Annotated in this window: 21 protein-coding genes; 17 read left to right on the forward strand and 4 right to left on the reverse strand. The window is 42.0% G+C overall.

The annotated features are described in order from the left end of the window. The first annotated feature begins 82 nt into the window (after nt 1-82). The 5 genes from ABDW32_RS05240 to ABDW32_RS05260 all read left to right on the forward strand — a co-directional run bounded on the left by ABDW32_RS05240 (nt 83) and on the right by ABDW32_RS05260 (nt 5,718). Complete coding sequence (locus tag ABDW32_RS05240; protein ID WP_343560123.1) at nt 83-1,411, forward strand: gluconate:H+ symporter; 1,329 nt, start codon at nt 83-85, stop codon at nt 1,409-1,411. A gap of 33 nt (nt 1,412-1,444) precedes the next feature. Continuing rightward, a complete protein-coding gene (locus tag ABDW32_RS05245; RefSeq protein ID WP_343560125.1) occupies nt 1,445-1,909 on the forward strand; it encodes a RidA family protein in 465 nt (154 codons plus the stop codon). A 15-nt stretch (nt 1,910-1,924) separates the two neighbouring features. Beyond that, on the forward strand, nt 1,925-3,031 hold the full coding sequence (locus ABDW32_RS05250) for a D-TA family PLP-dependent enzyme (protein ID WP_343560127.1): 1,107 nt from the start codon (nt 1,925-1,927) through the stop codon (nt 3,029-3,031). 1 nt (nt 3,032) lies between these two features. Further along, complete coding sequence (locus tag ABDW32_RS05255; RefSeq protein ID WP_343560129.1) at nt 3,033-4,124, forward strand: membrane dipeptidase; 1,092 nt, start codon at nt 3,033-3,035, stop codon at nt 4,122-4,124. Between the two features lie 349 nt (nt 4,125-4,473). Next, nucleotides 4,474-5,718, forward strand: coding sequence for an MFS transporter (locus ABDW32_RS05260; RefSeq protein ID WP_343560131.1), 1,245 nt, complete (start codon nt 4,474-4,476; stop codon nt 5,716-5,718). Between the two features lie 131 nt (nt 5,719-5,849). On the opposite strand, the gene ABDW32_RS05265 is transcribed toward ABDW32_RS05260, so the two are convergent. Both ABDW32_RS05265 and ABDW32_RS05270 read right to left on the reverse strand, forming a co-directional pair. Beyond that, nucleotides 5,850-6,194 carry a hypothetical protein gene (locus ABDW32_RS05265; protein WP_343560133.1) on the reverse strand — a complete coding sequence of 115 codons (345 nt, stop codon included), beginning with the start codon at nt 6,192-6,194 and terminating at the stop codon, nt 5,850-5,852. Between the two features lie 131 nt (nt 6,195-6,325). Then, nucleotides 6,326-8,107 (reverse strand): ABC transporter ATP-binding protein, encoded by a 1,782-nt coding sequence (locus ABDW32_RS05270; protein ID WP_343560135.1) that lies wholly within the window; start codon nt 8,105-8,107, stop codon nt 6,326-6,328. A 181-nt stretch (nt 8,108-8,288) separates the two neighbouring features. Between ABDW32_RS05270 and ABDW32_RS05275 the strand changes: the two genes are divergently transcribed. From ABDW32_RS05275 to yajC, 4 genes are all read left to right on the forward strand, one after another. Continuing rightward, the gene (locus ABDW32_RS05275; protein ID WP_077435260.1) at nt 8,289-9,368 is read left to right on the forward strand and encodes a Glu/Leu/Phe/Val dehydrogenase dimerization domain-containing protein; all 1,080 of its coding nucleotides are present in this window, start codon (nt 8,289-8,291) and stop codon (nt 9,366-9,368) included. A gap of 61 nt (nt 9,369-9,429) precedes the next feature. Beyond that, a complete protein-coding gene (gene nusB / locus ABDW32_RS05280) occupies nt 9,430-10,377 on the forward strand; it encodes a transcription antitermination factor NusB (protein ID WP_343560137.1) in 948 nt (315 codons plus the stop codon). Between the two features lie 14 nt (nt 10,378-10,391). Beyond that, a complete protein-coding gene (locus ABDW32_RS05285; RefSeq protein WP_343560139.1) occupies nt 10,392-10,853 on the forward strand; it encodes a DUF1573 domain-containing protein in 462 nt (153 codons plus the stop codon). A 26-nt stretch (nt 10,854-10,879) separates the two neighbouring features. After that, complete coding sequence (gene yajC / locus ABDW32_RS05290; RefSeq protein WP_121121602.1) at nt 10,880-11,200, forward strand: preprotein translocase subunit YajC; 321 nt, start codon at nt 10,880-10,882, stop codon at nt 11,198-11,200. 146 nt (nt 11,201-11,346) lie between these two features. On the opposite strand, the gene ABDW32_RS05295 is transcribed toward yajC, so the two are convergent. After that, on the reverse strand, nt 11,347-11,982 hold the full coding sequence (locus tag ABDW32_RS05295) for a hypothetical protein (protein ID WP_343560144.1): 636 nt from the start codon (nt 11,980-11,982) through the stop codon (nt 11,347-11,349). Nucleotides 11,983-12,748: 766 nt separating this feature from the next. Between ABDW32_RS05295 and ABDW32_RS05300 the strand changes: the two genes are divergently transcribed. The 4 genes from ABDW32_RS05300 (at nt 12,749) to ABDW32_RS05315 (ending at nt 16,381) form a co-directional block, all read left to right on the forward strand. Further along, nucleotides 12,749-13,756: a BtrH N-terminal domain-containing protein gene (locus ABDW32_RS05300; RefSeq protein WP_343560146.1), complete on the forward strand. Its 1,008-nt coding sequence runs from the start codon at nt 12,749-12,751 to the stop codon at nt 13,754-13,756. A gap of 126 nt (nt 13,757-13,882) precedes the next feature. Beyond that, on the forward strand, nt 13,883-14,833 hold the full coding sequence (locus ABDW32_RS05305) for a CdaR family protein (protein WP_343560148.1): 951 nt from the start codon (nt 13,883-13,885) through the stop codon (nt 14,831-14,833). An 8-nt stretch (nt 14,834-14,841) separates the two neighbouring features. Continuing rightward, nucleotides 14,842-15,423 carry a dephospho-CoA kinase gene (gene coaE / locus ABDW32_RS05310; protein WP_343560150.1) on the forward strand — a complete coding sequence of 194 codons (582 nt, stop codon included), beginning with the start codon at nt 14,842-14,844 and terminating at the stop codon, nt 15,421-15,423. 4 nt (nt 15,424-15,427) lie between these two features. Then, nucleotides 15,428-16,381: an exonuclease gene (locus ABDW32_RS05315; RefSeq protein WP_343560152.1), complete on the forward strand. Its 954-nt coding sequence runs from the start codon at nt 15,428-15,430 to the stop codon at nt 16,379-16,381. A gap of 21 nt (nt 16,382-16,402) precedes the next feature. Here the strand turns inward: ABDW32_RS05315 and ABDW32_RS05320 are convergent, their stop codons facing one another. After that, on the reverse strand, nt 16,403-16,807 hold the full coding sequence (locus ABDW32_RS05320; protein ID WP_343560154.1) for a hypothetical protein: 405 nt from the start codon (nt 16,805-16,807) through the stop codon (nt 16,403-16,405). 312 nt (nt 16,808-17,119) lie between these two features. Here ABDW32_RS05320 and dinB point away from each other — a divergent pair, with 312 nt between their 5' ends. The 4 genes from dinB (at nt 17,120) to ABDW32_RS05340 (ending at nt 22,593) form a co-directional block, all read left to right on the forward strand. Then, nucleotides 17,120-18,217: a DNA polymerase IV gene (gene dinB / locus ABDW32_RS05325; RefSeq protein ID WP_343560156.1), complete on the forward strand. Its 1,098-nt coding sequence runs from the start codon at nt 17,120-17,122 to the stop codon at nt 18,215-18,217. A 116-nt stretch (nt 18,218-18,333) separates the two neighbouring features. Further along, a complete protein-coding gene (locus tag ABDW32_RS05330; protein WP_343560158.1) occupies nt 18,334-20,460 on the forward strand; it encodes a S9 family peptidase in 2,127 nt (708 codons plus the stop codon). 153 nt (nt 20,461-20,613) lie between these two features. Further along, complete coding sequence (locus ABDW32_RS05335; protein WP_343560160.1) at nt 20,614-21,420, forward strand: beta-carotene 15,15'-monooxygenase; 807 nt, start codon at nt 20,614-20,616, stop codon at nt 21,418-21,420. 15 nt (nt 21,421-21,435) lie between these two features. Continuing rightward, nucleotides 21,436-22,593, forward strand: a complete 1,158-nt coding sequence (locus ABDW32_RS05340; protein WP_343560162.1) for a 1-deoxy-D-xylulose-5-phosphate reductoisomerase — start codon at nt 21,436-21,438, stop codon at nt 22,591-22,593. The last annotated feature ends 4 nt before the right edge of the window (nt 22,594-22,597 follow it).

A 22,597-nucleotide genomic window follows, 5' to 3' on the forward strand; every position in this document is an offset into this window, starting at 1 on the left:
TATTTTCAGAATGAAAAAATGATTTACTAGACCAAAATTTTATTAAACCTCTCTATTGAGAGGTGGACCTAATATTGATATAATGACCATAATCCTCATTGTAATCAGCATTTGTTTGCTCGTCCTATGCATTACTTATTTTAAGATTAATGCATTTCTTTCTTTTTTATTGGTTTCTATTCTCAGCGGGTTATGTTTGGGTATTGCACCGGATCAGTTGGTCGGTACAGTTGAAAAAGGTATTGCTGGAGTTATGGGGAGCCTGACCCTGATTATTGTGCTGGGCGCCATGCTGGGGAAGATAGTAGCTGAAAGTGGTGCTGCCGAAATCATCGCTGCGCAGATGGTTCGCCTAATGGGGGAGAAATACCTGCAGTGGGGCCTGATGCTGACCGGTTTTGTGGTGGGGATTCCGTTGTTCTACGGGATCGGTTTTGTCCTGCTGGTACCCCTGATTTTTTCGATCTCTTATAGGTACAAACTGCCAGCGGTTTACATTGGGCTACCGATGCTGGCCGCATTATCGGTGACCCATGGATTTATTCCGCCGCACCCATCACCTGTTGCGCTGGTCGCGCTTTTTCAAGCGGATATGGGACTGACCCTGATCTATGGACTCTTGATTGCCATTCCCGCTATTATATTGGGTGGACCTATTTTTAGCCGTCGCCTGCGGAATATGCTCCCAAGTCAGGAGTCTATTTTTCGGCAGGAAAAAACAGTCGATCAACAGGAGTACAAGCAACCTACGGTTGTGACCAGTTTGGCTGTTGCGTTGTTACCTGTCCTATTGATTATCTTATTTACCCTGATACCTTATCTGTACTATACCGATGATGCCACCGTACAGCGCTGGCTGAAATTTATCGGCAGCACAACAGTAGTCATGGTCATCGCGGTCGTCGTCGCTACCTACTTATTGGGATTGAAACTAGGGCGCTCCATGGTCAAAGTCATGTCGATTTACGAGTCGGCGGTCAGGGATATTGCGATGATCCTTTTGATTATAGCCGGATCCGGGGTTTTTAAACAGGTCATGGAAGATAGCGGCGTGAGTTTGTTATTGGCCAATACCTTACAGCAGCTTCCTGTTTCACCCTTGCTGCTGGCATGGCTAATTACCGCAGTCATTAGGGGCTGTGTAGGGTCGGCAACGGTTGCCGCGCTCACAGCAGCAGGCGTATTGTTGCCGATCGTCACAGCGGGAAAGGTGGACCCGAATCTGATGGTATTAGCGATCGGGGCGGGCAGCCTTATGTTTTCTCACGTCAACGATGCGGGCTTCTGGCTTTTTAAAGAGTATTTCGGCCTGAGTGTCAAGGATACGTTATTTTCCTGGTCGATCATGGAAGCCATCGTTTCCATTGTCGGACTGCTTGCTGTTCTGCTATTGCAATTAATTTTATATTAGCTATTATATTTTTAAACATTAAAATCATTCACGATGTACAACGCAGATGAACAATTTGAAAAATTAGGTTTGACTTTACCACCGGCACCGGCCCCTAAAGGTGTTTATAAGCCCTATGTTATTGACGGTAAGTATCTTTATCTTTCTGGACATGGACCCGTACAGGACGATGCTTCCCTGATTATCGGCCGGATTGGTAGCGATATCAGTCCAGAGGAAGGGAAACTTGCGGCTAGACAGGTCGGATTGACGATGCTATCGACGATCAAAACCAATCTGGGCTCATTAAATAAAATTAAACGTGTCATTAAGGTCTTGGGTATGGTCAATTGTACGCCTGATTTCTTATATCATCCGGGGGTGATCAATGGTTGCAGCGAGTTGTTTGCCGCGGTTTGGGGTGAGGAAAATGGAATCGGTACGCGTAGTGCGGTGGGTTTCGGTTCGTTGCCTGATAATATCCCTGTTGAAATTGAAGCGCTGTTCGAGCTCTATTAATTTAATGCGCTGATCATGGAATCTTGGTATCGTGTACAAAATGTTGATCAGGTAGATACACCGGCCTTGCTTGTGTACCCTGATCGTATTGTTCAGAATATAGACCGTGCGCTGAAGTTCGTGGACGGCCGTGTGGATCGTCTACGTCCACATATTAAAACCAATAAATGCAAAGAGGTCTGTCAGCTGATGCTGGAGCGCGGGATTCGCAAATTCAAGTGTGCTACAATTGCCGAAGCAGAATTGCTGGGTACAGCAGGAGCAAAGGATGTGCTATTGGCCTATCAGCCTGTAGGACCAAAGATTGATCGCTTGATGCACCTGATTCAAGCATTTCCCGATACTCATTATGCCTGTCTGGTTGACCATGCGGATGCTGCATTACAGCTGTCAGCACGAGGGGTGGAACACGGACGACCTATCGCAGTTTATATCGATGTAAATCTTGGTATGGGGCGTACTGGAGCATCTATTGCGCAGATAGAGCGCCTTGTGTTAGACATTCAGCTATTGGATGGCATTCAACTGGTCGGCGTGCACGGCTATGATGGCCATATCCACGATAAAGATTACAACCTGCGTGAGCAGCAGAGTCAAAAGGCTTATAGTGTGCTCGAAATGGCTTATGCCATGGCGCAGGCTTCTACGGCCAGCCCATTAACCAAGGTGATCGGCGGATCGCCAAGTTTTCCGTTTCATGCCGAGCGTAGTGATGTTGAATGCAGCCCGGGGACATTCGTGTTTTGGGATTTCGGTTATGCAGAAAATTATGCCGAACAGGACTTTTTAGTTGCCGCTGTGTTGCTGACACGTGTGGTTTCCATCGTAGATCACAAACATCTCTGTCTGGACCTTGGCTACAAGTCTGTTGCCAGTGAATCGCCGCAGCCCCGAGTCAAATTTTTTGACCGGCGGATCGGTGAGATCAAAATGCAGAGCGAAGAACATTTGGTTGTTGAAGTCGGGGACAGTACCGACTTTAAGATAGGTGACGAGCTGTATTGCGTACCACGGCATATCTGTCCTACAGTGGCCTGTTATGACGAATTGCAGGTCGTCAACAATGGCGTTGCGGATCGGGTTTGGAAAGTACTTGCTCGGGGTAAAAAGATAAATTATTGATATGTACGAATTTGAAATGCCTTTTGTGGTTGACGCTCACTTAGATCTAAGCATGAATGCCATGGAGTGGAATAGGGATCTCCGATTGCCCATTCAGGAATTGAACCGAAGGGAGCAGGGGATGGAAGATAAGCCCGATCGGGCAAAAGCGACCGTTACGTTTGATGAGCTGCGCAAAGGGAATATCGGTATTGTCGTCGCCACACAGATTGCGCGCTTTGTCCGTCCCGACAGCGCTTTGCCGGGATGGTACTCCGCAGCGCAGGCCTGGGCGCAGACACAGGGTCAACTGGCCTGGTACAAGGCTATGGAGGCTGACGGCCAGATGAAAATGATCAAAACAAAGAGTGATTTAGATCAACACCGTGCTTTGTGGGCCCAGGGAAGGGATCATTCAACTAAGCCCATTGGTTACCTGCTGAGTTTGGAAGGTGCCGATTCTCTGGTGGATATCAGTCATGTGGAAGTTGCCTACAATTATGGTTTGCGGGCGATCGGCCCGGCACATTATGGCCCTGGAAGATATGCCAATGGAACCGATTCCTCCGGTAAATTGAATGAACAGGGGGTACAGTTATTGCAGGAAATGGACCGGTTGGGGATGATCTTGGATGCAACACATCTTAATGACGATGCTTTTTGGGATGCGATGGGACGATACAATGGTGCAATCTGGGCCAGTCACAACAATTGTCGGAAGTTTGTGGATCACAACCGACAGTTTAGTGATGAGATGATCAGGACGCTAGTAGAGAAGGGAGCCGTTATTGGTGTAGCTTTGGATGCCTGGATGATGGTTCCCAACTGGGTACGTGGTCTGTCTGATCCCAAATCCAGCAATTGTTCGATGGAAATCATGGCCGATAACATCGACCATATCTGTCAACTGGCGGGCAATGTCAATCATGTTGGGGTAGGGAGTGATTTGGATGGGGCCTTTGGCCGGGAACAGTGTCCTTATGATCTGGAGACCATTGCTGATATCCAAAAGGTTTTTGGGATATTGCAACGACGCGGATATAGCAGGGCTGATCTTGAAAAGATCGCCAGTCAAAACTGGCTGAATTTTATGCGTGATGCCTTGCCTGAATAGCTGGACGCCTTGTCTGGATAATGGAATATCTTATCAGGATAGTAAAAAAGCTTACTGGGCTAATTGCAGTTCCTGATGCAGATCGGTCTATCGGGATGCCTGACATCACAGTGCGATCGTTGTCTTTGGCGACCAAGGTGATGACCGTCAACAAAAAATGATCATTAAAACCCAGATGTAAACCTTTCAGGAGCAGCTGGTCTTCTGGAAAGTCGCTTTAAGGCTAACCATGGAGGATAGATCAAATCAGATTATGGTAAGCAGATCGTTACAAGTAAGTCTGCTTTCCCGACAGGGATGTCCTCTAAATAAATGATATATTCGTAAACAGAAACAATTCTAAACCGCTATGACGTTTACTTTACGCTTCCAATTATCCTTGATGATGTTTTTGGAGTATTTTATCAAAGGAGCTTGGTTTGTTACTTTGGGTACCTACCTGATCAAATCCCTGAATGCATCGGGAATGGAGGTAGCCAATATTTTTTCTACGCAGTCACTGGGTGCGGTATTTGCGCCTTTTTTTGTCGGCTTTGTCGCGGATCGCTATTTTAATGCAGAACGTGTGCTTTCAGTTTTACATCTGCTTGGCGCTGCTTTGCTTTACGGGATGTCACAGGCTCCTGATGCCAGTCTTTTTTACCCTTATGTCTTTGTGTATTTTATGGCCTATATGTCATCACTTTCCCTTTCCAATGGTATTGCTTTCCGGCATATTGCGGATGCCAAAAAATATTTTCCCGGAATTCGGGTATGGGGAACAATCGGATGGATCTGTTCGGGGCTTGTGATCAGCTACCTGTTCCGTTGGGATAGTCCTGAGGCAATCAATCAGGGAGCCTTACATAATACCTTTATTATGGGGGCGGTCTGTTCTGTTCTTTTGGCATTGTTCAGCTTATTTCTTCCCCAAACGCCACCGCAGATACATGCAAAGGGTGAGAAATTTGATTTCGGGAAAGCCATCGGTTTAGATGCCCTGGGCTTATTAAAGCAAAAGAGTTTCTTAATCTTTTTTGTTACGGCCATCGTGATCTGTATTCCGATTTCATTCTATTATCAGAATGCCAATCCATTTTTGGTCAATGTGGGTATGCCCAATCCCACCGCAAAAATGGCGTTGGGACAGTTTTCGGAAGCCATCTGTTTGTTGTTGATTCCTTTTTTCTTTCGGCGTTTGGGCTATAAGAAAATGATTCTATTGGGTATTGCTGCTTGGGCATTACGTTATCTGTTCTTTGCTTTTGGGGATGGACAGGAAAAAGCCTTCCTGCTGATTTTAGGTATTGTTCTACATGGAATCTGTTATGATTTTATGTTTGTTGTGGGGCAGATCTATACCGACCGGATTGCCGGGGAGAAATATAAAGCTTCGGCACAGGGACTGATTACGATCGCGATGTATGGTGTGGGGATGCTGATTGGATTTTGGGTGGCTGGTGCGGTTTCGGATTACCTTAAAGGCGCCTATGCAGATCAATTTTGGGAATACTTATGGTTTATACCTGCAGGGATTTCATGTTTCTGTCTACTGCTGTTTGCTGTTTTTTTCAAAGAAGAAAAAACGGTACAGGCAGCAAGCGATATAAAGTGACCTAGGTCAAGGAGTAAAATAGGCTGCTCAAGCGCCGAACTGGCCTTCAAAAGCACTTATCGTGCTTTTGGGGTTCATTCTCGCTTTTGAACAGCCTTTTTTCTAAAATAGGGGCTAAATATAAGGCTTGATTAAATCATATTAAACCATTGCTGATATTTTTCGCCAATAAAAGGAAGCGCTTTTTTCTCACCCGAGAATGCCGCTACCAAACCTAATATAAGGGCGATAAGTAAGATTACACCGACAATATTCATAATTATTCCCCCGATACCCGGGATAAAGCTCAATAAGCTCAATACTAATCCTGTTACGGTAATGCCAACACTTTGTCTGATATGGAACTGACCAAGCGTAGTCTTTTCTTTATTGTTCATAATGATGGCGACTATCAGACCGATTAGGGTTAAATAAGAAATAATAGCTACTGTCTTGCCGTCGTTTGATGATGTGCGCTGCACTGCGTTTCTCTCCATGATACTTATACGATAAAAGTTTGATGTAAATGTATAAGGCAAATGTAGAAGAGATCATCCCTGTTTTCATTAGCTGAATTCAGGGATATTTAATTTTTTGCGTATATATTATGAGCGTAGGGTACCTGAGATTATCCCTCCACGCTTTCCAGCAGCTGCTTTTCGTGAAGTTCAAAATATTCACCTCTTTTCTCCATTAACTCAAGGTGCGTGCCCTGTTCGATAATCTGACCTTGATCCATGACAAGAATATGGTCTGCATTTTTGATGGTCGAAATCCGGTGGGCAATAAAAATACAGGTTTTGCCCTTCATGATGCGGCTCAATGAGCGTAAGATGGTTTCTTCGGTTTTGGTATCCACTGCCGACAAACAGTCGTCAAAGATCAGTATGTTTGGCTCTTTGACCAAGGCTCTTGCAATGGAAACACGTTGTTTTTGACCGCCCGAAAGAGTGATGCCACGCTCCCCGACGGCAGTTTCAAAACCGTCTTCAAAAGCGATAATATTATCATATACAGCAGCGTCTTTAGCAGCCTGTTCGATCTGTTCCTGCGTAAAATGATCCAGTCCGAAGCCAATGTTATTGGCAATGGTGTCCGAAAATAAGAATACATCCTGTGGAACAAAACCAATTTGTTGGCGTAGATTTTTGAAGTTGAGATCCTTTAGTGCAATGCCGTCGTAGTGAATATTACCCTGATCGATATCGTACATCCGCAGTAATAGGTTGGCCAAAGTAGACTTGCCCGAACCAGTTTTTCCGATAATCGCCAGAGTTTTCCCGACCGGTACTTGGAAGGAAACGTTTTTAATGGCCTGAATGCCTGTCTCAGGATAGGTAAACGAGATGTTTTCTACGTTGATTTCACCGGCGATTTCTTTCTCAATTTTACCATTGGCAATCGGGGATCGGGTTTCCAGAAACTCATTGATCCGTTTTTGTGATGCAGCCGCACGTTGTACGAGTGAAGTTACCCAGGCCAAGGACATGGCAGGAAAGGTCAATTGATTGACATAGATAATAAATTCGGCAATATTTCCGGCAGTGACTGTTCCTTTTGCGACTTCAATACCGCCGATATAAATGGTGATGACGGTGCTGAGACCGATCAGCAACAAGATCAGTGGAAAGAAAACGGCCTGTACTTTGACCAAGTCCAATGCCGTGTTGCGGTAGATTGTACTTTCCTGTTCAAAAGCCTTCATCTTGTTTTCCTCCCGGGTATAGGTTTTGATGACACGTATACCGGCAAAGGTTTCCTGAACAAAGGAAGAGAGTTTCGCCAGCTGTTTTTGTATTTTTAAGCTGCGTTTATTGATGATTTTATTGACAAAAAGGATGATGACCGATAATACTGGGATAGGCGCTAATGCATAGGTCGCCAATCTTCCATTGACACTGTACATGGCATAAATAACCATAATGGACAGGACCACCGTATTAATGGCGTACATAATGGCCGGCCCCAGATAGTTGCGCACCTGATTGACATCCTCCGTCGCGCGGCTCATCAGATCACCGGTATTATTTTTACGGAAAAATCCGAAATTCAGCTCCTGATAATGATTGTATATCTCATTTTTAAGATCGTATTCGATATAACGGGAGGTTAGGATAATGGTTTGCCGCATAAAGAATAGGAAAATGCCCCTTAGCAGAGAAAGCAGCAGGACAACAAAGCCAAAGAACAGCAGGCTTGTGCCAAAAACCTTATAGATAAGCTCCTGTCTATCAAATCCATCAAAAAGGCGGTAGAGATAGATATTTTCCTGTACCAGGTCAAACGCTTCGCGGATTACCTTAGCGGGGAGCACCCCAAAGTAATTGGAAATGATGACAAAAATCACCCCTGGAACCAGTTTCCAGCGGTATTTATAAAAGTACTTATTTAAGTAGGCGAGATCCTTCATATTATGGATACAAAAATAGGACTAATTCATCAACTCTGCTTTATATTTCGATGAAATTACTGTCATTAGGAAATCAAATGTTAAGTCTTGGATAAAAAAAGATATTATGCACAACGAATAATTTTCCTACTTTTGCATCAAGTACCTTAAAAAATTAAAACAAATTAGAGTAGTACATTTTATGTCAACATCTCAAAATTCTATTTTTGAATTGATGAGCCAGTCTGGCCATCAAAACTTATTTTTCTGTAATGATGAATTAGTGGGCTTAAAAGCTATTGTTGCGATCCATGATACCACATTGGGCCCGGCAATAGGAGGGGTTCGTATGCTGCCATACGAAACTACAGAAGAAGCTATTGAGGATGCTTTACGTTTATCCAAGGCCATTACCTATAAATCCGCAATCACTGGATTGAATTTGGGTGGGGGAAGTGCTGTTATTATCGGTAATAGCCGTTTGGACAAATCTGAGGTTTTATTGCGCCGTTTGGGCCAGTTTATCGAGGGATTGAATGGTAATTTCATTGCTTCTTTGGATGTAGGTACGACACAGCGCGATTTAGAATATATATATACGGAGACTGACCATGTTGCTGGTCTGCCAAAAGCAATCCACGGCAGTGGGGTTGGCGATACATCTGTTTTTGCTGCTCAAGGTGTGTATTTCGGTATTAAAGCCTGTCTGAAAGAATTATATGGATCAGAGAGTGTAGCCGGCAAAAAAGTGATTGTACACGGTGTAGGTAGCGTCGGTGAGCGTTTGATCGCCATGTTGCGTGAAGAAAATGCGCGTGTTTATGTAAGTGACATTACAGAAGAAAAAATGCTTAAGGTTGCTGCAAAATATAAAGCAGAACCTATTCCATACAATGAAGTATTCGATCATGAATTTGATGTCTATTCACCTTGTGCATTGGGCGGTACGGTAAATCCTGAATCGGCGCAAAAAATGCAATGTAAAATTATTGCCGGTTCAGCAAACAACCAATTGAAAGATGAGGTAACGACAAGTGCTATTCTCCATGAAAGAGGTATATTGTATGCGCCGGACTATTTGATTAATGCAGGTGCGTTGATCAGCTGTTATTCAGAAATTCAGAATTATGGGGTGGATCACACGGAATTTGTGATCAAAAACATATATAATGCGACCAGAGACGTATTGAAAAAATCAAAAGAAGAGAATATATCTACTTTTGAGGCGGCCAATCGCATTGCGGAGAAGCGTATCCAAGATATTAAAAAGATCAAAAGATAGTCTTCTTTCCAAAATCGTTCTTATTTATTAGTTTATAAAAAAATCGTTCTTTAAAATTACTATGTTAAACAGGAGACACCTGAGGGTAAAAGTAGTGCAAACGCTTTATGCGTACAGTCTTTCCGAAGACAAAGACATCAAAACATTTGAAAAAGCACTATTAAAAAATGTGGATGAAGTCTACGAGATGTATATCTGGACACTGAATCTATTGGATGAAGTATCCGATTATGTATTGATAGATGCAGAAGGCAGAGCCAACAAATTTTTGCCGACTGAAAAAGACTTGTCTTTAACGACCAAGTTAAGTACAAATACTTTTATCGAGTCATTAAGACAAAATCCGCAATATGCTGAAGGCGTCAAAAAATATAAGATTTCATGGAGCTTTGATCCAGAGATCGTGCGTACGGTATTTTTGCAGTTGAAAGATTCTGAAGCTTATTTGGAATATCTACAGCAAGAAGACCGCTCGATCGGCACTGAAAAAGATATCATCAAACATATCTTTAAAAAGATTATCCTGAAATCACCCGTTATTGAGCAGGTTTTTGAGGAGAAATTTATCAACTGGCCTGTCGATAAAGAAGTGTTGCAAGCGTTGATCGCGAAAACTTTTAAGAACTTCAGTTCGGAAGATCCGCGTAAAAATAAGCTTGCGGAAATCACGCAAAACTGGAATGATGATAGCGAATATGTCATTGCCCTGTTGGGTAAGACCATCCGGAATACGAATGAGTATCAGAAACTGATTTCTGAGAAAACAAAAAACTGGGAATCAGACCGTATTGCTTTGATGGATACCCTTTTGATGCGCATGGCGATATGTGAATTGGTAAATTTTCCATCTATTCCTGTTAAAGTGACAATAAATGAGTATATTGAGATCTCTAAGGTATTCAGTACATTGAAAAGTAATACATTTATCAATGGTATCTTAGATAAAATATTAAGCGACCTGAACCAACAGGGGAGGATCCAGAAGGCAGGTCGTGGTTTAAGAGATTAAAGATCAATAAACAAATGAAAAACTTTAGTAAATATTCAGTTTTAGCTTTGGCATCAGTACTTTTCTTTTCTTGCGGAAATGCGCAAAAAGGAAAAGCTGAAGTTGCGCAGGCAGCTTCTGAAACTGTAGCGACAGACAGTCTTTCTAGCGCTGCGGCGAAATTGGGTAAAGTAGAATTTGCGGAATCGGCTTTTGATTTTGGTAAAGTCAAAGAAGGCGCTGAAGTAAAACACACATTCGTATTGAAGAACACGGGGGACGCGCCGATTATTTTGTCGAAGGTGACCGCTTCCTGTGGTTGTACACAGCCTGAGTTTTCAAAAAGCCCTATCTTACCCGGAAAAACATCGGATATCCATGTGACTTTCAAGAGTGAGGGACAGGTTGGTAAGCAGCAAAAGATCATTACGGTGCAGTCAAATGCTTCCAACAGTATGACTACTGTTCAGCTAAAGGGTGAAGTATTACCAAAATAACAAATTATTAAACGATATAATAACAGATGAATACAGTATTATTACAAGCAGCAGGTGGGAGTAACATGATGAGTTTTTTACCAATGGTCTTGATCATTGTGGTATTTTATTTCTTCATGATCAGACCACAGATGAAGAAGCAAAAAGACCATAAGAAATATATTGAGGAATTGGGCGTAAACGCTAAAGTTGTTACCACTGCAGGTATCCACGGACGTATCGTCGAGGTATCTGACACTACGTTCTTGGTAGATGTGGGTTCAGGCGTCAGAATCCGTTTTGACAAGTCTGCGATTGCTTTAGATGCTTCAAAAGCTGCGAACGCAACTGAAAAAAGCGCTTCATAAGCGTCTTTATTGAAAAAATAGCAAAGCCAGTCTCCAAAAAAGATTGGCTTTTTTGCTTATCTTCTCTCTTTCAGCCAAAGCATGCTTATGCTAGCATACCAGCAATTCCGGCTGTTTTCATGCGGTCAGTTAGCGCATTGTTTGTGCTATATTACACCGCAGTAGGTAGAGTTTGAAAAATCGCCATATAGGGTATTCCATATACCGACATAAACGTGGTAATCGCAGTTTTTTCGACTTATTCCTTTAAACTGTAAAGTACAGGCTCCCTGTTTCACTTCTGCAATTGAGGTTTGTAAATGAGATTCGCCATATAAACCCAATAATGCCAGATTGAGTTTGTAGATATTGTCGTCATACTGACCATTGGAGGTCCATTTGAGATCAATCGTATCATCATGAAGGCTAACTTCACAAGTGGTCAATGGCGTCAACTGTCCTGCAAATACGACCAGTTTCTCGGGATTTACAAAAGGATTGTTCTCCGAATCCAATTCCAGGGCTTCCTTAAAAATATGGCGCTGAGCCAATTGGAAGGCCCCTATCCGGCTTCCCATTTCGCTCATATATTGATAGCCAAAATTGAGTATCGCCTTATTGTCTCTAGCGAACAGCCCCGCAACCTTTTGTTTTTCCCTATTTAGAAGCTCTGCTTCGCTAGGTGGAGAAGTACGTTTTTTGCTAAGCCCACGTACAACATTTTGCCCATTTAAAATATAAGCAGTGACGGAACCAAATTTTCCGGTAACTGGACCATTAGGCCCATTTTGTAAAATTGCCATAGTCTTTCTTTTATTGTTATAATTGCTTCTATCTAACTTATTACCAAGTTAATACCAAATTCTCGATTGAAAGTGAAGTAACACCATTTTTACAGTATATTAATAGGGGGGTAACAGGGATTTACCCCTATAATACCCCTGTTAACCCCCTGTTAATCCCCTATGTTTACCCTATTAATTGAGACGTTGGTAATAAGCTATTATTACCTTCGTACCCAAGATGGTGAGGAGTATTCCCATTATACCTTGATCTTGAAATGTAGTTTTAGCTTGAGGAAGTATCAACGGATAAGCGTTGAAATTTTTACTATTGAAAGTCTTTTTTGTAACTTAAGTCTTTATTTAATCAATTATGCGAATAAATATTGACACTCGGGAGAAGGGGCTGACTGTATTAATTATCCTTACGGTATTAATGATATTGGGGATGTTTTTTGGAGAAATGCTTGGCCGATCGCTATATTATTGGATACATTAAACGAGAGAAGGTGAATAATGATAAAGCTGATCTTTCAATTCTTTAGTTTTGTTATCTTATTCAATTTGTTTACAACGCTATGTCTGGTATTTCAAATGCCTGGATTTGTTGAACGGCATGGGATCTTGTATTGTTTCAATATTTAAACATGTCTGATTAATTGCCATAGCTTAATCAGCTTTTTTGTCTGTCTAGTTATTTTTAACACCATCCTATTGTTTTATTGGCTAGTGGTCCTGTTGACATAGCGATGTCAGTCCACGGGGTTAATTTTAAGCAAAAGAAAACATGATGGGCAATCTAAAACTGTTTGACGGACAACATTGTGAAACCACAGCCACAGGGACATTACTGCGGCAGCTTGGAATTGAACTTTCCGAACCCATGCTTTTTGGACTCGGAGAGGGGCTTAGTTTTATCTATTGGAAGATGAAAACCATGGATTTCCCCTTTTTGGGGGGACGCATTAAGACTGATCTTTTAACAAAGAATCTCTGTAATCATCTCAACCTCGAACTTACTGTAAGGGAAACTAGCTCAAAAGCAAAGGCCTGGCAACAGGTCAAACAGTTGTTGGATGCGGGGCAAATCGTTGGACTCAAACTCGACGCCTACTACCTTGAGTATTTCACAAAGCCATTCCATTTCGCAGGTCACTATGTTTCGATCTATGGTTACGACGACCGAAATGCATTTTTGGTCGATACCAGACAACAGGGCGGGATAGTCAAAACCTCACTTGAAAGTCTGTCCTTAGCAAGAGCGGAGAAGGGGCCAATGGCGTCCAATAATTTATACTATACGATACAGCGAAGGAGTGAAGATTTTGACTTAAAAAAGTCTATCATTACTGCTATTGTCAACAATGCAAACGAATACCTGAATCCGCCTATCACAAATATTTCTTACAAGGGAATTTTGAAGACGAGTCAGCAGCTTATAAAATGGTTTAATAGTAGTAAGGATGTAGACACGGAATTTAAAATGGCTGCTAATCTGATGGAAAAAGCCGGTACCGGAGGTGCGCTGTTCCGAAATTTATATCGCGATTTCCTAAAAGAAAGTTATGATCTGCTCCAGATTGAGCAACTTTGTGAAGCATATCAAGAATTTGTGGAAATAGCTTTGTTATGGAAATCCGTTTCAGACTTATTTTATCAAATAAGTGGGACAGCTCGGATTGAGCACATACAACAGGCTTCGGAAATCCTCAAAATTATCGCCGCTAAAGAGAAAATGGCGATGGAGACACTAAGTACATTAAATGAATGCCCCAATAATCATGTATCTTTATAAAGAAATAGTTTTTAACTAAGTTTATGTTATGTATAGTAACCAAGAAAATGCCTCACAGTCATTTTCCCAACCAAGTTTTTATCCTACCAAGAACTGATTTTTACGCAAATTGATTAAGTTTGTAACATGGCATACGCAGTTCGATTAAATAAGACCCAGCGGCGCAAGATCAAAATCTTTGTGCGTTGTGTTGCAATTTCGTTGCTGGCTTGGTTGTTGTTCTCGATTTCCAACCAATATACCGTGTCTGTCAAAGCTGCGATAGAATACGTCAATCTACCCGAAAAACGGGCTTTTCATCCACAACAATCGGATACGGTTAAAGTAAAGCTCGAAATGACGGGCTGGCAATTTCTGTTTTCAAAAGCTGCATTGGAAACGCCCAAGGTACAGGTGGATCTCAGCTCGCTGAAAACAAAAGACTGGATCGTATTTTCCAATCAGCTTGGTTTTATCAACCGCCAGTTTCCGCATGAACAACGTGTGGTATCGGTGAGCCCCGATACCTTGTTTTTTGATTTTTCGAAACAAACACAACGAAAAGTTCCTGTAAAACCACTGTCAAACATCTTATTTAAAAGGGGCTATGGTGTTATCGCTGATACAAAAGTCACCCCTGCATATGTGACTATAACAGGGCCATACGAAGATGTTTCCACGATAGAATATTGGGAAACAGATACCGTACGTGGAAAAGACGTAGAGACTGATGTGCGCACTGTGGCTAATCTCAGCCGCAATCAAAAGGGGAATATCAATGTCTACCCTACATCCGTGGAGGTACTGATGCCGGTAGGAGAGCTTACCGAGAAAGTCATCGAATTGCCCGTAAAAGTTGAAAATGGGCAGCGTTATAGTTCTGTGAGACCCAATCCAAGTAAGGTGGTGATCACAGTGCTGATGTCGGTTAAGGATTATAATAATTATACATCCCGTGATTTTGAGGCTGTGGTGGATCTCGCCGATTGGGAAAAAAATGAGGTGCAATACTTGCCGATCCTGTTGACCAAGGTGCCGGATTATTGTAAGATTATCAGCGTTGTACCCCAAAATGTGGACTTCTTTGTACGAAAATAGAAAATAAAATGGGGCTGAAAATTGGAATAACAGGCGGAATAGGTTCCGGAAAAACGTTTATCTGCAGGCTTTTTGAAGCCCTTGGTATACCGGTCTATAATGCGGACGAGGAAGCTAAAAAATTGATGAATGCTGATATACGGATTAAAGAAAAACTTATCGCACAGTTTGGTACGGCAACTTACAAGGATGGTCTGCTGGACCGCGCATTCCTGGCCAGTATGGTCTTTTCGGATAAGGATAAACTTGAACTCCTGAACAGTATTGTACATCCGATTGTGATTCAGGAAGCAAAAGACTGGGCCGAACGACAGACCACACGTTATTCAGTCAAAGAGGCGGCCTTACTTTTTGAAAGTGGCTCATACAAAGAACTGGATTATACCATATTGGTTACAGCTCCGATGGATATTCGCATACAGCGGGTTATCAAGCGGGATGGTGCAACTGAACAGCAGGTGCGGGAACGTATCAACAAACAAATGTCCGACGAAGAAAAACTGCAGCTTGCGGATTTTGTCATCGTTAACGATGGGATCACTCCATTACTACCGCAGGTGTGGAAATTGCATCAAAAATTTCTAAAATAAATATATGTCTATCATACTGTCTGACTTTCTGGTCAGAAAACCGGAAGGGTATTATTGCCGTTATGGCGATTTTTTTATCGATGCGGGTAGCCCCGTAGCGCATAATGTCGTATCTCATGCCCATGGCGACCATGCTAGTTCGGGACATGATTATGTCTATTGTACAAATGGAACAGCATTGTTTATGAGCTATCGCTTTAAGCAAAACCGTAAGGATTCATACCAGATCAAATTGTTTAATAGCAGTTTTAAAATAGGGTCGGTCGAAATTACTTTTTTAGCAGCTGGGCATATCCTAGGTTCGGCTCAGATCTTAATGGAATACCAGGGGGTACGCTATTTATATACAGGTGATTATAAATTTCAGCTTGACGAAACCTGCGAAGCCATCGAAGTCCGACAGGCTGATGTCTTGATCACTGAAAGTACTTTTGCAAATCCTGAGATTATTCATCCGGATCCCATTCAGGAGATCAAAAAACTGACGGGGCATGCGAGTAATATTCTACTGGGGACTTACGTGCTGGGTAAGGCGCAACGGATCACAGACCTGATCAATAGATACTGTCCGGAAAGAAGGGTGCTGGTGCATAGTGGAATATTGCCTTATCATCGCTTATATGATCAACATGGGCTTAAAAAAATGACCTACGAACCTTATAACCGCAGAGAAATGAAGCAGGGTGAACAGAACAAGGTTTACCTGGTACCACCCATGACTTTCAATAGTTATTTTAGGGCGACAAAGGTCTTAAGGGCCTTCGCTTCTGGATGGAAACGTTTACAGGCTCAGAATGACATCGAATTGTATATCTCCGATCATGTGGACTGGAACGATATCCTACATTATATTAAGATGGTAGACCCGCAGCAGGTATGGACATTGCATGGTGATGGTACTATACTCAAAAGTTATTTTGGCGATAGATTAATGGTACGAGATGTGCTCTCAGCATAAAGGAGGGGGATCCCCTCCTAATTATTTCATATTGATTATCTTATCGACAACATACACCGTATTGCCACGCCAAGGTAATACACCATGGTATTCCTTATATTGAAGATCAAAATATTTACCGCTATTGAGCTCAAGCTGACGGAATATAGAATCATCCTCAATAGAAAATTCGAATTGGTTGCTGGCAATTCCACCGGTCTTAACACTACCAAATCCCTCCTGGATCAACTTTCCTTCATAAGTCTTAAATATATTGCCTTTTTTAACAGCATAATTTAGATAGCCGGATTTTACGCCTTCACCAAATACGTAATAGTATTTCCAGTAGGCATAGGATCCAAAGCCTACTAACAAAAAGAGGATCAGAATAAATAAAAATTTCTTAAATCCAGATTTAGTCTTTTTTTGTTGCGGTAAATCTTCCATAATTTTTTGCTCGTTTTTGTTGTATTATTTACTTTTCATTTTATTCCAATATATTTTGGCGCAAAGCTGTCCAAGTTCATCATACACAAGAACTCGGCCAATTATAGAGGATTGAAAAGTATCAGCGTAAATGCCAGAATGGTGCACACGGAGCGCATGATCTGCATCTAAGAGGTGAAAAAGCACCTGCCCGCATAGCAGTTGTTGGCTAATTCAAAAATTAACTGCCTGAGAACTGGTTTTTGGGGCTAATTATATTAGTATTTTATTGCGGTATATAGCGATTCTTGCTCATTTTTGTAAATTTGGCTAATGGATTCGCCCCAAACATATCGTAAAATTATCCATCTGGATATGGATGCTTTCTATGCGTCTGTGGAGCAGCGTGATTTTCCGGAATATCGGGGGAAGGCTATTGCTGTGGGCGGTTCACCGGATGGCCGGGGAGTAGTGGCCACGGCCAGCTATGAGGCCCGAAAATTTGGTGTAAAATCCGCTATGAGTTCCCGAAAAGCGCTACAGCTCTGCCCGGATATCATATTTACCCGACCACGCTTTGACGTATATAAGCAGGTTTCCAATCAGATCCGGGAAATCTTTCAGCGCTACACAGATTTAATTGAACCCTTGTCGCTAGATGAGGCTTTTTTGGATGTGACAATGGATAAACAGGGGATTGGTTCAGCCATTGACATCGCCAAAGCCATTAAGGCGGCAATTAAAGAAGAACTTAATCTAACGGTGTCGGCAGGAATCTCGGTCAATAAATTTATTGCCAAGATCGCCTCGGATATGGATAAACCCAATGGACTGACATTTATTGGCCCTTCAAAGATCCTGAAATTTATGGAGTCCCTGCCGGTGGAGAAATTCTTTGGTGTGGGCAAGGTGACTGCGAAGAAAATGCATGAGCTGGGTTTATTTACGGGGATGGATCTCAAAAAGCAACGGGAAGACGATCTGGTACGCTGGTTTGGTAAGACCGGACATTTTTTTTACCGTATTGTCCGCGGGATAGATGACCGGCCGGTTACACCCAACCGAAACAGTAAATCGGTCGGAATAGAGGATACTTTTGAAGCCGATGTAGAAACTTTTGAAGAACTCAACGCTATACTGCAAAGATTGAGCATGCAGCTTTGGGCACGAATCGGCAAAAAGGAAATATCAGGCAGGACGCTGACACTGAAACTAAAGTATGCTGATTTTGTTCAGCTGACGCGAAGTTTAACCCTGGATACCAGCTTCGATTCCGAGGAAAAAATCTATTCAACAGCCCATAGTTTGCTGAGTAAGATTGCCTTAGCAAATAAGGTACGGCTGCTAGGGGTTTCGGTCTCTAATTTTGTCGAGGAGACAGATTTTCCAAAAGAGGGTATTCAACTTGCGCTTTTTGAAAACTATCGGTAAGAGAGATAGTCATCACCTGTATGGGAGCTGAATAAGCTTGTTACAGGTAAAATCATGGTTATTTACCACAATTCTTTATCTTAGCTGAAATAATTAATAAACATATCCGAGAATTAATGAATACAGTATCAAGAGTGCTCTTAGGTGCATCTATTGTGTTTTTTGTGCATGATCTGACTTTTGCACAGAAGAAATTGGATTTTGCGCAATCCTGGGGACAGAAGCCGTCTTTGACCGTGCGCACAAATCAATATCCGGGCTGGGCGGATGGAACGGCTTATCTGGAAAATGACGTCAATGATAGCCAGCTCTACCAGGTCAACGTCAAATCGGGGAAAAGAAGCATTTATACCATTCCTGCTAAAGAGGGTACGGTAGTCTATGTGGAGAAGAATGATATTTTTATCAAAAATGGCTCCGGCGCAGCAAAGAAACTGACCAATTCGCCTGATGTTGCTGAACAGAACCCAACTTTATCGCCGGATGGTCAATATGTTGCCTTTACCCGTAAAAGCAATCTGTATAGCGTAGAAGTGGCGACAGGGAAAGAGGCGCAGTATACTAATGATGGGACCGATGTGATCTACAACGGTTGGTCTTCATGGGTTTATTATGAGGAAATTTTGGGACGCCCTACAAATTATAAAGCTTTTTGGTGGTCTCCGGATAGCAAAAAGATTGCTTTTATGCGTTTCGATGATACCAAAGTGCCTATGTTCCCGATTTATTCATCCAAAGGCCAACATGGTTATCTGGAGGAAACACGTTATCCGAAAGCTGGCGATCCGAACCCTGAAGTGAAAGTTGGGATTGTTCAACTAAACGGTGGACAGGTGACCTGGGCGGATTTCAATGAAAAGGACGATCAGTATTTTGGACAGCCTTACTGGGCTTTCGATAGTAAAAATTTCATGGTACAATGGATGAACAGGGACCAGAATAACCTGAAATTTTATCAGGTGGATCCAAATACCGGTTCGAAAAAAGAGATTTATGATGAACGTCAGTCTTCCTGGATCAACCTGGATCATGACGAACGTATTACTTACCTTGCTGACAATAAATATTATATTCTAAAGTCGGATAAAACGGGATGGGCGCACTATTACCTTTACAAGTTGGATGGCACCTTAGTGAACCCGATTACTTCCGGCGATTGGCAGGTGACCGAAATCAAACGGATAGACGAGAAAAATAAGGTGCTTTATTTTACCGCACGTAAGGAAAATTCAGCCCGCTTGGATCTGTACCGTGTAGATTATTCGGGTAAAAATCTGAAACGGCTGACCTTTGGCGAATATTCACATGATGTCAACGTATCGCCTGACGGTAAATACTTTATTACCCGATATTCTAACGTGAGTACGCCGGACCGTTTTGCCTTAGTAGATAATCAGGGTAAAGTGCTACGTCAATTGGCGGATAGTAAAGCTGCGGATTTCAATTCGTATACCTATGGTAAAACTGAGTATTTACATGTTAAATCGGATGATGGCCTTTTTGATCTGCCACTGACGATTACTTATCCTACAGATTTTGATAAATCGAAAACATACCCGGTTGTTTTTAGTATCTATGGTGGCCCAGATGCAGGTACCGTGAAGGATACCTGGAAAGGTACCAGCAATCAATATTGGGCTAACGAGGGTGTGATCCAGGTCTCAGCGGACCATCGGGCTTCCGGCCACTTTGGTAAACAAGGGGTAGCTTATATGCACCGTAATCTGGGACATTGGGAGATTATTGATTATTCTACGATCGTAAAATGGTTGAAATCTCAACCTTGGGTAGCTAAAAATAAGGTATTGATCACAGGCCATAGTTACGGGGGCTACATGACCTGCCTGGCGATGACTAAAGCAGCCGATGTCTTTGACTTTGGTATTGCTGGTGCTCCGGTAACGTCTTGGGAACTATACGATACCCATTATACCGAACGTTGGATGGATACGCCGCAAGATAATCCGGAGGGTTATAAAGCTGGATCGGTATTAACTTATGTAAATAATTATAAAGGTGTCCTACGCATTATGCATGGTGATATGGATGATAATGTACATCTGCAGAATACCACGCAACTGGTCGATAAATTAACAGATAGAAGTGTACCTTTTGAATTGATGATCTATCCGGGCAGCCGTCATGGATTTGACCGTTCAAAAAGTAAATATGACTTTAACGAGCGTGCACGTTTTTACTATCAATATCTATTGGAGAAACCTCTTCCAAAGGAGTTTAAGTAACACATGGAGTAATTCTTCCCAAAATCCCTTATCTTTTGTTAAGATAGGGGATTTTTTTATGTTAAAAAACTCAAAAAATATCAATTTTATAGCGGTGTAAATTGTTGGAAATTAAAAATAATGGCATCTTTGTAAAAGTTTATTAAAGAAAAAATGATTCAATTCCTAAAGGAAAGTACTTTTGCCGTAAATGAAGTTTTTAATAGGTCGTTGGAGCTATTGAAAAAGCATTATTTTTCTGTTGCTGGCCTATGTTTCTTGCTATTTATCACCTCCGGTTTATCCAATTTGCTGGCAACAACTATCAGTGATTTTAATGTGGTACTCAGTGGTTTTATGGCCTTCTTTTTTATGATCATGTATTTTGGGCTGAATCTTACTTTGTTTAAATACATCCTTACGCTGATCGATGGCAACCACGATAAGAAATTGATCCATTGTGTACCGAGCAGTAAGGAACTGGCATATTTTTTCGGCGCAATGTTGAGTATTATGGTACTGTCCATTGCGTTATTGATGATTTTGGGTGCTGTATCGCTTCCGTTTTTATATTTGTTTGAAAATGGTGAAAATCGCGCAGAAATCATGGGCAAGTTTACTGTCTTTGTCGTTTTTGTGGCTGCAATATTGACTTTTATTTTGATTATTCGTGTTGCATTTTACCCTTTCTTTATCATTGATAAACATGCAGGGACCTTTAAGTCGCTACGCTTTAGCTTTGCGTTGACCAAAGGCAATGTCTTCAAATTATTGTTAATCTTGGCGGTATTTGCTTTTTTTCAATTGCTGCAGATGTATTTTAATTATTTAGAATATTACATAATTTTTATTATTTTGAACCTTGTGAGCTCGTTCTTGGTGGTACCTTTAGCCTGTATTGTTGTTTCTGTAGCTTACCGGGAAATGATGTCGGATTACCACGGTGGAGAGGATCCAAAGATTTTGAATAATATATTTTAATAAAGAGAGAAGGTTTTGAGTAAAAAAGGAATTGCCATTTTAGGGGCAACGGGCAGTGTTGGTACACAGGCCTTGGATGTTATTAGAGCCTTTCCGGATAAGTTTGAAGCTGTTGTTCTGACATGCGGTAGCAATGGTGAATTACTGATCGAACAAGCGTTAGCGTTTAAACCAAAATCGGTCGTAGTGACCGATCCAATCCAATATAAAATAGTAAAAGAAGCCTTAGCGCTTCAGGGTACAACGGTATTATATGGTGAAGAGGGTTTGATTGAAGCGGTACAATACGCCGAAATCGATATTGTCTTAAATGCAATTGTGGGCTCCGCAGGTTTAAAGCCTACGGTAATGGCTATTCAATCCAGAAAAGATATTGCCCTGGCGAATAAGGAAACGCTAGTGGTTGCCGGTGAGCTCATCATGGCCTTGGTCAGGGAATACGGTGTCAATATGTTGCCCGTCGATTCTGAGCATTCGGCAATCTTTCAATGTCTGGTCGGAGAGGATCAGAATCCAATCGAGAAAATTTATGTGACGGCCTCTGGAGGACCTTTTCGTGGAAGAAAAAGGGACGAGCTACTGCAGGTAACAAAAGCGCAGGCGCTAAAGCATCCCAATTGGTCCATGGGTGCCAAAATTACCATAGATTCGGCATCTTTGATGAACAAGGGGCTGGAGGTGATCGAAGCGAAATGGCTCTTTGATCTAGCGATCGATCAGGTGGATGTCATTGTGCACCCGCAGTCAATCGTGCACTCCCTGGTTCAATTTGAAGATGGATCTATGAAAGCGCAAATGGGGCTACCGGATATGAAGTTGCCTATTCAATATGCGTTGACTTATCCCGCCCGATTTGAAAATAATTTTGAAAGATTCAATTTTATGGATTATCCAACCCTGCATTTTGAAAAGGCGGATATGGAGACTTTTCGAAACCTGGCCCTGGCTTACGAAACGCTTCGCGCCGGCGGAAATAAATCCTGTATATTGAATGCTGCAAACGAAGTGGTCGTGGCTGCTTTTCTTGCGGATAAAGTTGGCTTTCTGGAGATGAGTGATCTCATTGAGCATACACTGGAAAAAGTGAAATTTATTGCCAATCCGACACTGGAGGATTATCTGGAGACGGATCGGATAGCGAGGTTAATAACAAAAGAAATAATCAAAGATTAAATAT

Source organism: Sphingobacterium sp., assembly GCF_039596235.1.
Classification (GTDB): Bacteria; Bacteroidota; Bacteroidia; order Sphingobacteriales; family Sphingobacteriaceae; genus Sphingobacterium.